Here is an 11,939-nt window from a genome sequence, read left to right on the forward strand (position 1 = left end):
TCAAGTCCGACAGACTGCTAGTCTGGGAAGACCTGTCGCCGACACAGCCTCGACTGTGCCGGCTCAGGCGGCGCCCTCGGGACGGGTGAAGACCAGGGTGTCGCCCTCGCTCATGGCGGCGTTGTAGGCGTAGCCGGCCACGTCGAAGTCCTTGAGGCCCTCGGGGTCGTCCAGGCGCTGGCGGATCATCCAGGCCGCCATCAGGCCGCGGGCCTTCTTGGCGTAGAAGCTGATGATCTTGAGCTTGCCGTTCTTCTCGTCCTTGAACACCGGGGTGATCACCCGCGCCTCGAGCGCCCTCGTATCGATCGCATTGAAGTACTCGTTGGAGGCCAGGTTGACCAGCACCGGGCTGCCGCTGCCTGCCACGGCGCGGTCGAGTTCGGCGGTGAGGGTCGCCTTCCAGAAGGCGTAGAGGTCCTTGCCCGCCGGGTTCTCGAGCCGGGTGCCCATCTCCAGGCGGTAGGGCTGGATCAGGTCCAGGGGGCGCAGCAGGCCGTAGAGGCCGGAGAGGATGCGCAGGTGCTCCTGGGCGAAGGCGTTGTCCTCGTCGTCGAAGGTGTCGGCCTCGAGACCCACGTAGACGTCACCCTGGAAGGCCTGGGCGGCGGGCTTGGCGTTCTCCGGCGTGAAGGGGGTGTGCCAGTCGCCGAAGCGCGCGGCGTTGAGGGCGGCCAGCTTGTCGCTGATGCCCATCAGCTCGCCAAGTTGCTGGGGCGAATAGTCGCGCAGGATATCGATCAGCTCGCGGCTCTGGTCGAGGAAGTCCGGCTGGGTGTGCAGGGCCGTGGTGGCCGGGGTCTCGAAGTCCAGCGTCTTGGCGGGCGAGATCACGCTCAGCATGGGGCGCTCCTGAATCCGGTGGGGTCGCGGACGAGTATACCAAGGGCGCCCCGCCCGAGGGGCTATTGCGGTGATAGTCGCCGGGCGGGGCGGTGGCCTCAGGGGGCGGGATTGGAGTAGCGCCGATGCACGTCCTCGATGGCCTCGAGCACCTCATCGTCGAGGCGCAGCGACTCGCTGGCCAGGTTGCTCTCCAGCTGCGCCATGCTGGTGGCGCCGATGATGTTGCTGGTCAGGAAGGGGCGCGAGTTGACGAAGGCCAGCGCCATTCGAGCCGGGTCCAGGTCGGCTTCCCGGGCGATGCGCACGTATTCGGCGGTGGCGGCCTGGGCCTGGGGGTTGGTGTAGCGCTGGAAGCGCTCGAACAGCGTCAGCCGAGCCCCCTCGGGGCGGGCGCCGTCCAGGTACTTGCCCGAGAGCATGCCGAAGGCCAGCGGCGAGTAGGCCAGCAGTCCCACCCGCTCGCGATGGGCGATCTCGGCCAGGCCCACCTCGAAGCTGCGGTTGAGCAGGTTGTAGGGATTCTGCACCGAGGCGACCCGGGGCAGGCCCTGGGATTCGGCCAGGTGAAGGGCGCGCATCACGCCCCAGGGGGTGTCGTTGGAGAGCCCGATGGCGCGCACCTTGCCGGCATCCACCAGCTCCTTGAGGGCGGCCAGGGTCTCCTCCAGCGGGGTGGCGTCCTCCTCCTCGTCGTGCACGTAGCCGAGCTTGCCGAAGAAGTTGGCCTTCCGCTCCGGCCAGTGTAGCTGGTAGAGGTCGACGTAGTCGGTCCTGAGGCGCTCAAGGCTCGCGTCGATGGCCTGGTGGAGATGCTCGCGGGTCAGCCGCGGACCGCCGCGGATATGCTCGAGGCCGGGGCCGGTGGCCTTGGTGGCGATGATCACGTCGTCGCGGCTGCCGCGGCGCTCGAGCCAGCTGCCGATATAGGCCTCGGTGCGCCCCTGGGTCTCGGCCTTCGGCGGTACCGGGTACATCTCGGCGGTGTCGATGAAGTTGATGCCGAAGGCCACCGCACGGTCGAGCTGCTCGTGGGCCTCGGCCTCGCTGTTCTGTTCGCCGAAGGTCATGGTGCCCAGACAGAGGCGGCTGACCTCGATGCCGGTATCGCCCAGCGGTCGCGTCTGCATCCTGGCGTCCTCGCGGTTCGGGAATGGAGTCGGCATGGTAGCCAGGCGCCACCAGGGCGGCAAATGCCGGGGGTTGAGTCCCCGCGGGGGCGGGCGTATGCTGGCCGCCCGTTGCGCCCCGGGGGACCCGGGGCGACACCGATCACGGACGCCGCGCACAGGATGGTGCCGGGTGTCTCTCTTTGCGTTACAGGATCCGGCAGAAGGCCATGACACAGGCATCCTCTCTGTTTACCCGGCTCGAGTACCGCCTGGCGGAGCAGCTCTTCCATACCCGCTGGCTGCCCCGCTCGCCGCGCACCCAGCGACTGACCATGCGCCTCTTCCAGCGCTGCGCCGACGCCGGCCATCCGGCCGCGCTCTCCACCTACGGGCACATGCTGTTCCATCGCGGGCTGACGCCCCAGGACAAGGCGCGCGGCGCCCGCTACGTGCTCGAGGCGGCCCACGCCGGTGATCCCCGGGCCCAGTACCAGGCCGCGCAGATCCATGAGCACGGCTGCCTGCTCTACCCGCGCCGCGATGACCACGCCGTGACCTGGTACGCCCGGGCCGGCGAGGCGGGCCACCCCCTGGCCGCCCAGCGCCTGGCGCGCGCCTACCGCGAGGGGCAGCTGGGGCTGCCGGTGGACGCCGAGCGCGCCGCCCAGTGGCAGGCGCTGGCCGATCGCGCCGCCGGCTTCGACGAGGCGCTGGACAGCGTCGAAGACCAGACGCGACACTAGTCTCGAGGCGCCGCCCCGTCGGCGCTCCTCCTTCCGTGGCTGCCTCGAGGACCCCGCCCGCCGTGATGCTACCGACCCTGCTCGATATCGAGGCGTCCGGCTTCGGGCGTGGCAGCTATCCCATCGAGGTGGGCCTGGCCCGCCCGGACGGCAGCAGCTGCGCCTTCCTGATCCAGCCCCTCCCCGAGTGGACCCACTGGGACCCCAAGGCCGAGCTGCTCCACGGCATCAGCCGGGCGCGGCTGCGCCGCGAGGGGCATCCGGTGCGCCAGGTGGCGCAGTGGCTCAACGACGAGCTGGGCGAGGCGGGGATCTGCTACAGCGACAGCTGGGGCTACGACAACACCTGGCTGTCGCTGCTCTTCCATCATGCCGGCATGCTGCCGGCCTTCCGCCTGGAGGCGCTGCGCAAGCTGCTCGATGAGGGGCAGCTGGCGCTGTGGACGCGTACCAAGGAGGCGCTGATCGAGGAGCTGGGCATCCACCGGCATCGCGCCGGCGAGGATGCCCGGCTGTTGCAGCTCACCTACCAGCGCACCCGCGAACTGGCCGGCGAGGCCTGACTCAGCGAGCCAGTTGGGCTTCCAGCATATCCAGCAGCGCGAGGGGCTCGCTGGCGTCGAACAGCTCGGCCCGGGTGCGGGCGTTGAGGAAGCCCTGTTCCACGGTATTGTCGAGAAAGGCCAGCAGTGGCGCGTAGAAGCCCTCGCTGTCGAGCACGCCGATGGGCTTGTCGTGCAGCCCCAGGTAGTGCCAGGTCCAGGCCTCGAAGAACTCCTCCAGGGTGCCGATGCCCCCGGGCAGCATCAGGAAGGCGTCGGCATGGGCGGCCATGCTGGCCTTGCGCTCGTGCATGTTGCGCACCCGGATCAGCCGGGTGAGGCCGTGGTGGGCCTGCTCGCGCTCCACCAGGTGGTCCGGCATCACCCCGACCACCTCGCCGCCGGCGGCCAGGGCGGCGTCGGCCAGGGCCCCCATCATGCCGATGCGGGCGCCGCCGTAGACCAGGCTGTGGCCACGGCGCGCCAGCGCCTCGCCCAGGGCACGGGCATCGGCCAGGAAGCGCGGGTCGTGCCCCTCCCGGGAACCCAGAAAGACGCAGAATCTCGCCATGCTCGTCTCCTCGTGAACAGGCCCACATCCTGGCCTGCGGCGGCGGGCGCCGCAAGGGCCGCCTTCCCCACCCCTTCTCACCCCCCACAACGACCGGGGGCGCCCGAAGGCGCCCCCGCGGCGTGCCGTCGCCTGCCTTAGCGGGCGGCGTCGGCGTCGCGCTTCATGGCTTCGCGCAGCAGCTTGACGCCGACCACGGAGATGCCGATCAGGCTGGCGATCAGGGCAAGGCTGGCAAGGACATGGGTATCGACGTACATCGGGGGCTCCTCGTGGGACGTTTCGGGTCAGGGGGTCGGGGTGTCGGTGCGCGTCACGGCAGGCAGTCGGCCACGCCGTACTCGGCGTCCATCCAGCGGCCGATGGCGTTGTCGCCGCACAGGTGGTGGGCGTACTGGGTATGCAGGCAGCGCACCTGGCCCCAGTTGGCGATGCCGCCGACGCCGCGCTCCGTGAGCACGCCATCATAGCCCAGCCGGATTACCTCCGCCTTTTGTGCCGCGCTCATGTAGCGCCAGCGCGCCGCCACGTAGTCGCGGTGGCTTGCGTGGTAGGCGGCGAGCAGCTCGGGGTCCTCCTGCAGGCGTGCCTCGAGCCGCTTGATGGCGCCGTCGGCCTCGATGCGCGAGATCACCACCTTGAGGCGGTCGCAGCTCAGCCAGTAGAGGGTCGGGAAGGGGCGGCCATCGACGATGGGCGCCATGCGCAGCACCAGCGGGGTGCCCTCGCCATCCACGGCGGCCACCGTCTCGATGCCGCGGGGGGTACGGCCGAGCTGGCGGGCGATGATCTCCAGCTGGCGGGCGTCGGGCGGGCTATCGGGGCGGGTCACCATCGTCACGGTCTCGCAGGAACTTGTTGGATTCGCCGACGGCCAGGAAGAAGGCGCGGTTGAGCTGCTCCGGGGTGGGCACGTAGCGCCACTCCCGCTCGCAGTACTCGGCGGCGCGGGCCAGCAGGGCGCCGTAGAGGCGATTGAACGGCGCATCATAATCGTAGGGGTCGGCGCCGAACAAGCGGATATGGGGATAGTCGGCGAAGCGCTCGACGAAGTAGCGGCGCAGCTGCGCCTCCATGGCGCGGTGGCGCTCGGTGTCCTCCGGGTCCAGCCAGAGGGTGTAGCGGATGGCCATGGCGGGCTCCTGTGGCGGTGGGTGGCCCGGGCGCGCCCGGTGGGGGTGGGACAGCGCCGACAGGCGTTCGGCTCACTCGCGGGCCAGCGGCGCCAGCCGGCCCCGGGTGAGGGCCAGCAGGTCGGCCGGCGCCAGGCGGATCTCCAGGCCGCGGCGGCCGCCGCTGACGTGGATCGCCGCCAGCCCCTCGGCGCTGGCATCGAGGAAGGTGGCCAGGCGACGCTTCTGGCCCAGCGGGCTGATGCCGCCCACCACGTAGCCGGTGGCACGCTCGGCCTCCCGGGCCTCGGCCATGCGCGCCTTGCGGGCGCCGGCGGCGCGCGCCAGGGCCTTGAGGTCGAGCTGGCGCGACACCGGCACGATGGCCACCGCCAGGCGGTCGTCGTCGAGCCGGGCGAGCAGCGTCTTGAACACCTCGTCGGGGGAGAGCCCCAGCACGCGGGCGGCCTCCTCGCCGTAGGCGGGGCTCTTCGGGTCGTGGGCGTACTCGGCCAGGGTGAAGTCGACCCCGGCGGCCTCCAGCTGCGTGACGGCGGGGGTCATGCCTCGGCGGGCTCCTCGTGGAAGTGCGCCTCCAGCGCCTCGCGCAGCTCGCCGGTGATGGGGATGGCCTGCTTGGCATCGTGGTCGAAGTGCACCATCACGGTGTGGCCCAGGTTGGTGAGCTTGCCGCCCTGGCGCGCCTCCTGGCTGACGGTGAAGGAGCTGTTGCCGAGCCGCGAGACGTAGGTGCGGATCTCGATCTCCTCGCCGTACTGCAGCTCGGCGCGGTAGTCGACCTCCATGCGGGCCATGATCAGCCGCCACTTGCGCGGGTCCAGGTCCGGGGTGAAGAGCCGGAAGAGGTCGTTGCGGGCCAGCTCGAACCAGGCCGGCAGGCGGGTGTTGTTGACGTGGCCCAGGGCGTCGGTGTCGTAGAAGGCGGGCTCGACGGTGCGAACGAACATCTGGCGTTTCCTTGTGGTTATCGCTCCAGGTCCACTAGCTTTGCCCCGAGCAAGCGCTCGGTCAAGCCCTTGCCGCTCGCCGGGCACCGTGCCACGCCTGAAGGCGGGTCCAGGCGAGCAGCCACAGGGTGGCCACGGCGAAGCCGGCCAGGGTGCCCGGCGCCAGCCCCAGGGTGGGGTAGGTGAAGGAGACGCACAGCGCATAGCAGAGCAGCGCGCCGAGCCCCATGGGGTAGTGCTTGATCACCGTGGCCACCGGGCCGGGGCCGTGGGTCAGGTGCAGGATCACCAGGAAGGGGTACATGGTGACCGGGAAGGCGGCCATCACCCCGGCCCAGGCGGCCGGCAGCACGTGGGCCAGGCCGGTGATCACGAAGATGATGGCGGCGGCGAGCAGCGCGCGCACCGTGAGCGCCGCCCAGGAGAAACGCCCGCCTGGGCGCGCCACGCTCTCCGGCACCCGGCGATAGAGCCAGGTGAACAGCGCGATGGCGACCAGGGTGGTGAGGGTGCCGGTGAGGCGGCCGAACTCCACCCGGGTCAGCACCAGGCTGACCGCCAGGAAGGCGGCCAGCCCCGCGGCGGTGCCGGCCAGCACCCCCGGCAGCCCCGGGCGGCGGCCGGCCAGAAGGTAGCCTCCGCCCAGCGCCAGGGTGGCGGTGAAGCCGGCCAGGGTGTGCACCGCGCTCTCGGCGGCGAAGCCCGGCGAGAGCTCCAGGCCGATGAAGAACAGGGCGATGGCGGTGCCCAGCGGATAGCCCGCCAGCAGCCCGGCCACCCGCGGGCTGACGCGCACGGCGATGGCGCCGAGGCCCAGCACCATGCCGATCGATACCAGCAGCTTGGCCAGCTGCCAGCTCAGGGGAACTTCCATCTCGTTTTCCTTATCCTTGTGGAACGTCGCGTGTCGTGGATCCCGTCATACCGGAGGCCCGCATGGCTGGCCATGAGCTCTCGCCCCCGCCGCGCCCGGACGCCTGCGCGCTGTGCGGGCGGGCGGCGCCCCTGACCAAGCACCACCTGATCCCGCGCTCGCTGCACGGCAAGGCGCGCTATCGCCGGCGCTTCGCGCGTGCCGAGCGGCTCACCGCCATCCTCTGGGTGTGCCACCCCTGCCACCGGCACCTGCATGCGGTGCTCTCGGAGCGCGAGCTGGCCGACCACTACCGCAGCCGCGAGGCGCTGCTGGGACACCCGGAGATCCGTGCCTTCGTCGACTGGCTGGCCACCAAGCCGGCCGGCTTCAAGCCCAAGCGGCCCCCTCGCCGGCGTCGCTGATGGCCTCTCGATGCTAGCGGCCGCCCCGTCGGCGTCAAGGCGAGCATCACACCAGCCTAAGCCCCTCGCGGTCGCGCCAGGCCGCCGGCAGCGCCTCGGCCAGCGTCGCCTGCAGGTGGGCGGGCAGAGCCGCCTGGGCCGCCTCGAGGCTCGAGAAGTCTCGGTTACGCAGCCAGCAGTAGGCCCAGGCACAGGCCTCGTCGGCGTCGCGGGGCGTCGGCCGGGCGGGCATCTGGACGAGCAGGAAGGTGGCGGTGCGGGCGGCCCACAGCGGGATCTCGTCGCCCGCCTCCGCCTCGCTCCAGGCCGCCAGGGTGGCGGCGTCGGGGGTGGCCTCCGGCAGGCCGATGCGGGCCACCCGGGCGGTCTCGGCGAGCAGCAGGGCGAGCCGCTCGGGGGAGTCGCGGCCCAGGTCGCGCCACTGGGCCACCAGCCGCGGCATGCCGCGGCGCACCTTGGCATAGAAGTCGTCCTGGGGCATGGTCGAGGTCATGTTGCGAGCCTTGAAGTGAGGAGTGAGCGCATGGCGTTCGATTTTGCCACGCCGATCGAGCGGCGGCATCCGGCGGGGGGCTGGCCCTCCCAGAAGTGGCACCGCTACGGCGATGAGGTGCTGCCCTTGTGGGTGGCCGACATGGACTTCGCCTCGCCCCCCGCGGTGCTCGAGGCGCTGCGGGCGCGGGTCGACCATGGGGTGTTCGGCTACGGCCTGGTGCCGGACTCGCTGCGCGAGACGCTGTGCGCCTGGAGCCGCGAACACTACGGCTGGGCGATCGCCCCGGAGTGGCAGCACTGGCTGCCCGGGGTGGTGCCGGCGCTGCACCTGGCGAGCCTGGCGCTCACCGAGCCGGGCGACGGCGTGCTGACCGTGACGCCGATCTACCCGCCTTTCCTGCATGTCGCCGAGCGCACCGGGCGCCTGGCCCAGCGGGCGGCGCTCGCGGCGCCGACGGCGCCGGGGCAGCCCTGGCGGCTCGACCTCGACGCGCTTGCGGCGGCGGTCACCCCCGAGACGCGACTGCTGCTGTGGTGCCAGCCCCATAACCCCACCGGGCGTGTCTGGTCCCGCGACGAGCTCGCCGGCCTGGCCGAGCTGGTGACTCGCCACGGGCTCCACGTGGTCTCCGACGAGCTGCACTGCGACCTGCTACTGGAGGAGGGGGCGCGCCACGTGCCGCTGGCGGCGGCCTTCCCCGAGCTCGCCGCCCGGACCATGACGCTCTGGGCGCCCTCCAAGACCTTCAACCTGGCGGGGCTGACCGCCGCCTGCGCGGTGATCCCCGACCCCGCCCTGCGCCGGCGCTTCGCCGCGGCGGCCAAGGGGCTGATGCCGGACGGCAACGTCATGGGGCTAGTGGCGGCCGAGGCCGCCTACGCCCACGGCGACCCCTGGCGCCAGGCGCTGCTGGCGGTGCTGCGCAGCCACCGTGCGACCCTGGTGGAGCGGGTGGCGCGCTGGCCGGGGGTGACCATGAGCGCGCCGGAATCCACCTACCTGGCCTGGCTCGACCTGCGCGAGGCGGGGCTCGGCGCGTCGCCCCAGCGCACCCTGCTGGAAGGCGCCGGGGTGGCGCTCTCCGACGGTGCCGACTTCGGCCACCCGGGCTACGCGCGGCTCAACTTCGGCACCACTGCTACCCAGCTCGAGGCCGCGCTGGCACGCCTGGATGGCATGCTCATCCGCTGAAGATGACACGGCCGCCCGAAGGCGGCCGTGGCAGGGGTGGCATTCCAGGGGCTCAGTAGAGCATGGCGAAGAGCTTGCGGCGGTAGGCGACGGTGAGGGGGTGGTCGGCGCCCAGGGCGTCGAAGACCCGCAGCAGCGTCTTGCGGGCGGCGTCATCGCCGTAGGCCCGGTCGCGCTTCATCAGCGCCAGCAGCCCCTCCAGGCCGGTCTCGTAGTCGCCGTCGGCGACCCGGCGCAGGGCGCGCAGGTAGTGCGCCTCGCTGTCGTCGCGATCCCCCAGGGCGGCGAGCTCCTCGGCCGAGGGGGCCTCCTCGCCGAACTCGATGCTGGCGCGCACGCCGCGGGCCGGGGCGGCGTCGCGCTCCTCCGGCGGCAGGTTGTCGAGCACGGAGCGCGCCTCCTCGGCGCGGCCCTCGGCCGCCAGGGCGCGGGCCAGCTCCACCTGATAGGGGGCATGGTCGGGATACTGCTGGGCGAGCTCCTGGTAGATGGCGCAGGCGGTGGCGGCGTCGCCGGCGGCCAGCGCCTCGGCGGCCTGCTCCTCGGGGCTCGCCGGGACGTCCTCTGGGGCCGGGAAGTAGCGGCCCAGCCATTCGCGGATCTCCTTCTCGGGCAGCGCGCCCTGGAAGTGGTCGACCAGGCCGCCCTGGCTGACCAGCTTGACGTCGGGTACCGAGCGCACGCCGAGCTGGGCGGCGATCTCCTGGTTCTCCTCGATGTTGAGCTTGGCCAGCAGGAAGGCGCCCTGGTACTCGCGGGCCAGCTTCTCCAGCACCGGCATCAGGGTCTTGCAGGGCTGGCACCAGGGGGCCCAGCAGTCGAGCAGCACCGGCACGCGCATGGAGAGCTCCAGCACCTGCTGGATATTGCTCGCGTCGACGTCGATGATGACCTCGGGGGCCCCACCCGCCTCGGCCTGGGCAGGTTGCGACTGAGCCTCCTGCGGGGCACTGGTGTCGGCAGTGAGCGGTTCACCGGTACGCGGATCGACGATGGACATGATGGGGATTCCCGGGGTGGTGTGGATTTACCTCCGAAGATGCGGGTGAAGGCGGGCGACTTCAAGGGGAGGGCAGGCGATGGCGAGACTCGGGCGGTGGATGGCGGGCATCTGCCTGGCGCTGGCATTGCTGCTGGTGGGGCCGTTGTGGATGCTGGCCTCCGGCGGGGTGGATATGGAGGGGCACTGGGGCGCGGCCAGCCGCGCGCCGGCGGGGCTGGCGCCCGGCCCCGAGGCGGCGCCCGAGGCGCTGGTGCAGGTCTATGCCGCGCGTGCCTGGGGCTGGCGGGGCGCCTTCGGTGTGCATACCTGGCTGGCCACCCGGGAGGCGGGTGCCGCCGAGTGGCGGCTGCATCATGTGCTGAGCTGGCGCACCCCGGCGCTGGTGAGCACCGCCACGACCACCTCGGACCGCGCCTGGTACGGCAGCCCGCCCCGGCTGTTGGCCGACTACCGCGGCGCGCGGGCCGCGGCGCTGATCCCGGCCATCGAGGCGGCGGTGGCCGCCTATCCCGTATCGAACGCCTATCGCGCCCGGCCCGGCTCGCCGGCCAGGGTGGCCCCGAACAGCGCCTGCAGGCGCGGGATGTCCCTCGGCGACAGCAGTACCGAGAAGTGTTCGCCCAGCACCTCCGCGTTCTGCCGTCCGGTGATTTCGTGGCAGGCGGCGTTGGCGGAGATCACCCGCCCTTCACGGTCGAGGGAGAAGACGCCGTCCGGGTGGTAGAGGTAGAGCGAGCGGAAGCGTTGCTCCAGGTCGTACTGTGCCTCCAGTCGCCTTCGCGCGGCGAGCAGCTCCCGGGAGCGCCCCAGCACCAGGCGCACCAGGCCCAGGCTGAGGGCCAGCAGGTAGCTCAGGATCAGCCCGGAGATGGCGAAGCCGCCGGGCATCAGGCCGGCGCGCAGCATGGCGGGCAGCGAGTCCAGATGGGCCTCGAGGGTCAGCCGGGCGCCGCCCGGCAGCCCGACCTGGCGCGTACCGAGGCGAGGCAGCGGGCGTGCCGTCTCGGGGGGCGGCAGGCGGCCAGGCTGGCGCAGCTCGAGCAGTGGCCGGGAGGTGCGCACCTCGACCCGGAAGTGTTGCAGCTGCACGCCGAGCTCCTGGGCCAGCAGCTGGGCGAGGTCGAGCCGGGCGACCAGCTGCCGGCCGGCGTCGTCCACCGGGACGGCGATCAGCAGCCGTGAGGGGGCGTCCGGCGCCGGCATGGCATGGGGGACCCGCCACGGCAGGGCCAGCCAGCAGTCGCCGATCTCGGCACGCATGATCTCGTGGCGCAGGCGGCGCGGGTCGAGCAGGTGGGGCGCGCGCAGGTCGGCGATGCGCCCTCGCGGGTCCATCAGCACCAGCGCCTCCAGGTAAGGGGCGTGGCGGAAGTAGCTGTCGACGTCATGCCCCCGCAAGCGGTCGGCGAAGAAGGCGAGCTCCTGGCCCTGGCGCCAGGCCAGTCGCTGGATCAGCTCCAGCTGGGCGGTCATGGTGTGGCGCACGTTGAGCTCGACGTTGTCCAGCAGGGTCGCGGCCTGGCGATGGATGGTGGCCTGGGCGTTCCAGGTCAGCAGGTACCACGCCAGGCAGCTCACCAGCACGCCGGCCATGGCCGCGACCTGGGGCAGCCGGCCCACCGGCAGCATCGCCCGCGGGCCGCGCCAGGCTGCGCCCAGCAGGGCGGTGCCCCCGAGCAGGGCGTAGAGGGTGGCGAGCATCGGGGCCGAGACGAAGCCCGCCGCCCAGCCGGTGCGGCTGGCGGGCATGCTGGGCTCCCTGGGCGTCCTTGCCGTTATCCGCCCAAGCTTGCGTGGTGTCGACGGGAAGCTCAAGGGAAAGGCGGTGTACGGCGTGTCGCTGGTCGTATCGCCCGACAAGCGCCGCAACTAAGAGAGTGCCGGTTCGCGGCAATCACAGCGGGGGAGCCGAGACGCCTCGGGAATGGAGGGCCTGGAGGTCGCTCGCGGAGAGGGGGAGTGCGGGTGATCGAATGAACGGCGTCGCCGTGTTACCCGGCGAAACGGCGTGGCCAGCCAACGAAAAAGAGGCGGATCAGTCACTGACTGATCCGCCTCTTTTAAATAAATAAGGTAATCC

The 11,939-nt window shown here is 71.8% G+C and carries 16 protein-coding genes and 1 pseudogene; 5 read left to right on the plus strand and 12 right to left on the minus strand.

The window, feature by feature from the left end:
* Positions 1-63 precede the first annotated feature (63 nt).
* Positions 64-843 (minus strand): peroxide stress protein YaaA, encoded by a 780-nt coding sequence (gene yaaA, locus Q673_RS23575; protein WP_023005116.1) that lies wholly within the window; start codon positions 841-843, stop codon positions 64-66.
* Between the two features lie 98 nt (positions 844-941).
* Entirely contained in the window at positions 942-1,973 is a 1,032-nt protein-coding gene (locus Q673_RS23580) for an NADP(H)-dependent aldo-keto reductase (protein WP_023005117.1), read from the minus strand.
* Between the two features lie 209 nt (positions 1,974-2,182).
* On the opposite strand from Q673_RS23580, the gene Q673_RS23585 reads away from it, so the two are divergent.
* The gene (locus tag Q673_RS23585) at positions 2,183-2,698 is read left to right on the plus strand and encodes a tetratricopeptide repeat protein (protein ID WP_023005118.1); all 516 of its coding nucleotides are present in this window, start codon (positions 2,183-2,185) and stop codon (positions 2,696-2,698) included.
* A 65-nt stretch (positions 2,699-2,763) separates the two neighbouring features.
* Positions 2,764-3,261 (plus strand): 3'-5' exonuclease, encoded by a 498-nt coding sequence (locus Q673_RS23590; protein WP_023005119.1) that lies wholly within the window; start codon positions 2,764-2,766, stop codon positions 3,259-3,261.
* 1 nt (position 3,262) lies between these two features.
* Here the strand turns inward: Q673_RS23590 and Q673_RS23595 are convergent, their stop codons facing one another.
* From Q673_RS23595 to Q673_RS23620, 7 genes are all read right to left on the minus strand, one after another.
* Entirely contained in the window at positions 3,263-3,811 is a 549-nt protein-coding gene (locus Q673_RS23595; protein WP_023005120.1) for a TIGR00730 family Rossman fold protein, read from the minus strand.
* 137 nt (positions 3,812-3,948) lie between these two features.
* On the minus strand, positions 3,949-4,071 hold the full coding sequence (locus Q673_RS37075; protein WP_023005121.1) for a hypothetical protein: 123 nt from the start codon (positions 4,069-4,071) through the stop codon (positions 3,949-3,951).
* Between the two features lie 53 nt (positions 4,072-4,124).
* Positions 4,125-4,646 carry a DUF501 domain-containing protein gene (locus Q673_RS23600; RefSeq protein WP_023005122.1) on the minus strand — a complete coding sequence of 174 codons (522 nt, stop codon included), beginning with the start codon at positions 4,644-4,646 and terminating at the stop codon, positions 4,125-4,127.
* Entirely contained in the window at positions 4,627-4,944 is a 318-nt protein-coding gene (locus Q673_RS23605; protein ID WP_023005123.1) for a hypothetical protein, read from the minus strand. Before Q673_RS23605 ends, Q673_RS23600 begins: the two co-directional genes overlap by 20 nt.
* Before the next feature lie 72 nt (positions 4,945-5,016).
* Positions 5,017-5,487 (minus strand): Cys-tRNA(Pro) deacylase, encoded by a 471-nt coding sequence (gene ybaK / locus Q673_RS23610; RefSeq protein ID WP_023005124.1) that lies wholly within the window; start codon positions 5,485-5,487, stop codon positions 5,017-5,019.
* Positions 5,484-5,891, minus strand: a complete 408-nt coding sequence (locus tag Q673_RS23615) for an acyl-CoA thioesterase (RefSeq protein ID WP_023005125.1) — start codon at positions 5,889-5,891, stop codon at positions 5,484-5,486. Before Q673_RS23615 ends, ybaK begins: the two co-directional genes overlap by 4 nt.
* Before the next feature lie 61 nt (positions 5,892-5,952).
* A complete protein-coding gene (locus Q673_RS23620) occupies positions 5,953-6,765 on the minus strand; it encodes a hypothetical protein (RefSeq protein ID WP_023005126.1) in 813 nt (270 codons plus the stop codon).
* A 62-nt stretch (positions 6,766-6,827) separates the two neighbouring features.
* Between Q673_RS23620 and Q673_RS23625 the strand changes: the two genes are divergently transcribed.
* On the plus strand, positions 6,828-7,169 hold the full coding sequence (locus Q673_RS23625; RefSeq protein WP_023005127.1) for a hypothetical protein: 342 nt from the start codon (positions 6,828-6,830) through the stop codon (positions 7,167-7,169).
* Between the two features lie 46 nt (positions 7,170-7,215).
* On the opposite strand, the gene Q673_RS23630 is transcribed toward Q673_RS23625, so the two are convergent.
* Positions 7,216-7,650 carry a hypothetical protein gene (locus Q673_RS23630; protein ID WP_031217739.1) on the minus strand — a complete coding sequence of 145 codons (435 nt, stop codon included), beginning with the start codon at positions 7,648-7,650 and terminating at the stop codon, positions 7,216-7,218.
* Between the two features lie 42 nt (positions 7,651-7,692).
* On the opposite strand from Q673_RS23630, the gene Q673_RS23635 reads away from it, so the two are divergent.
* A complete protein-coding gene (locus Q673_RS23635) occupies positions 7,693-8,856 on the plus strand; it encodes a MalY/PatB family protein (protein ID WP_023005129.1) in 1,164 nt (387 codons plus the stop codon).
* A gap of 52 nt (positions 8,857-8,908) precedes the next feature.
* On the opposite strand, the gene Q673_RS23640 is transcribed toward Q673_RS23635, so the two are convergent.
* A complete protein-coding gene (locus Q673_RS23640) occupies positions 8,909-9,856 on the minus strand; it encodes a tetratricopeptide repeat protein (RefSeq protein WP_023005130.1) in 948 nt (315 codons plus the stop codon).
* A gap of 175 nt (positions 9,857-10,031) precedes the next feature.
* Here Q673_RS23640 and Q673_RS36905 point away from each other — a divergent pair.
* Positions 10,032-10,340, plus strand: a pseudogene (locus Q673_RS36905) (DUF3750 domain-containing protein); the annotation flags it as partial.
* Between the two features lie 41 nt (positions 10,341-10,381).
* Here Q673_RS36905 and Q673_RS23645 read toward each other — a convergent pair.
* Positions 10,382-11,608: a PAS domain-containing protein gene (locus Q673_RS23645; protein ID WP_023005131.1), complete on the minus strand. Its 1,227-nt coding sequence runs from the start codon at positions 11,606-11,608 to the stop codon at positions 10,382-10,384.
* Positions 11,609-11,939: the final 331 nt, after the last annotated feature.

The sequence above is a fragment of the Halomonas sp. PBN3 genome (assembly GCF_000475415.1).
In the GTDB taxonomy this organism is placed as follows: Bacteria; Pseudomonadota; Gammaproteobacteria; order Pseudomonadales; family Halomonadaceae; genus Halomonas; species Halomonas shengliensis.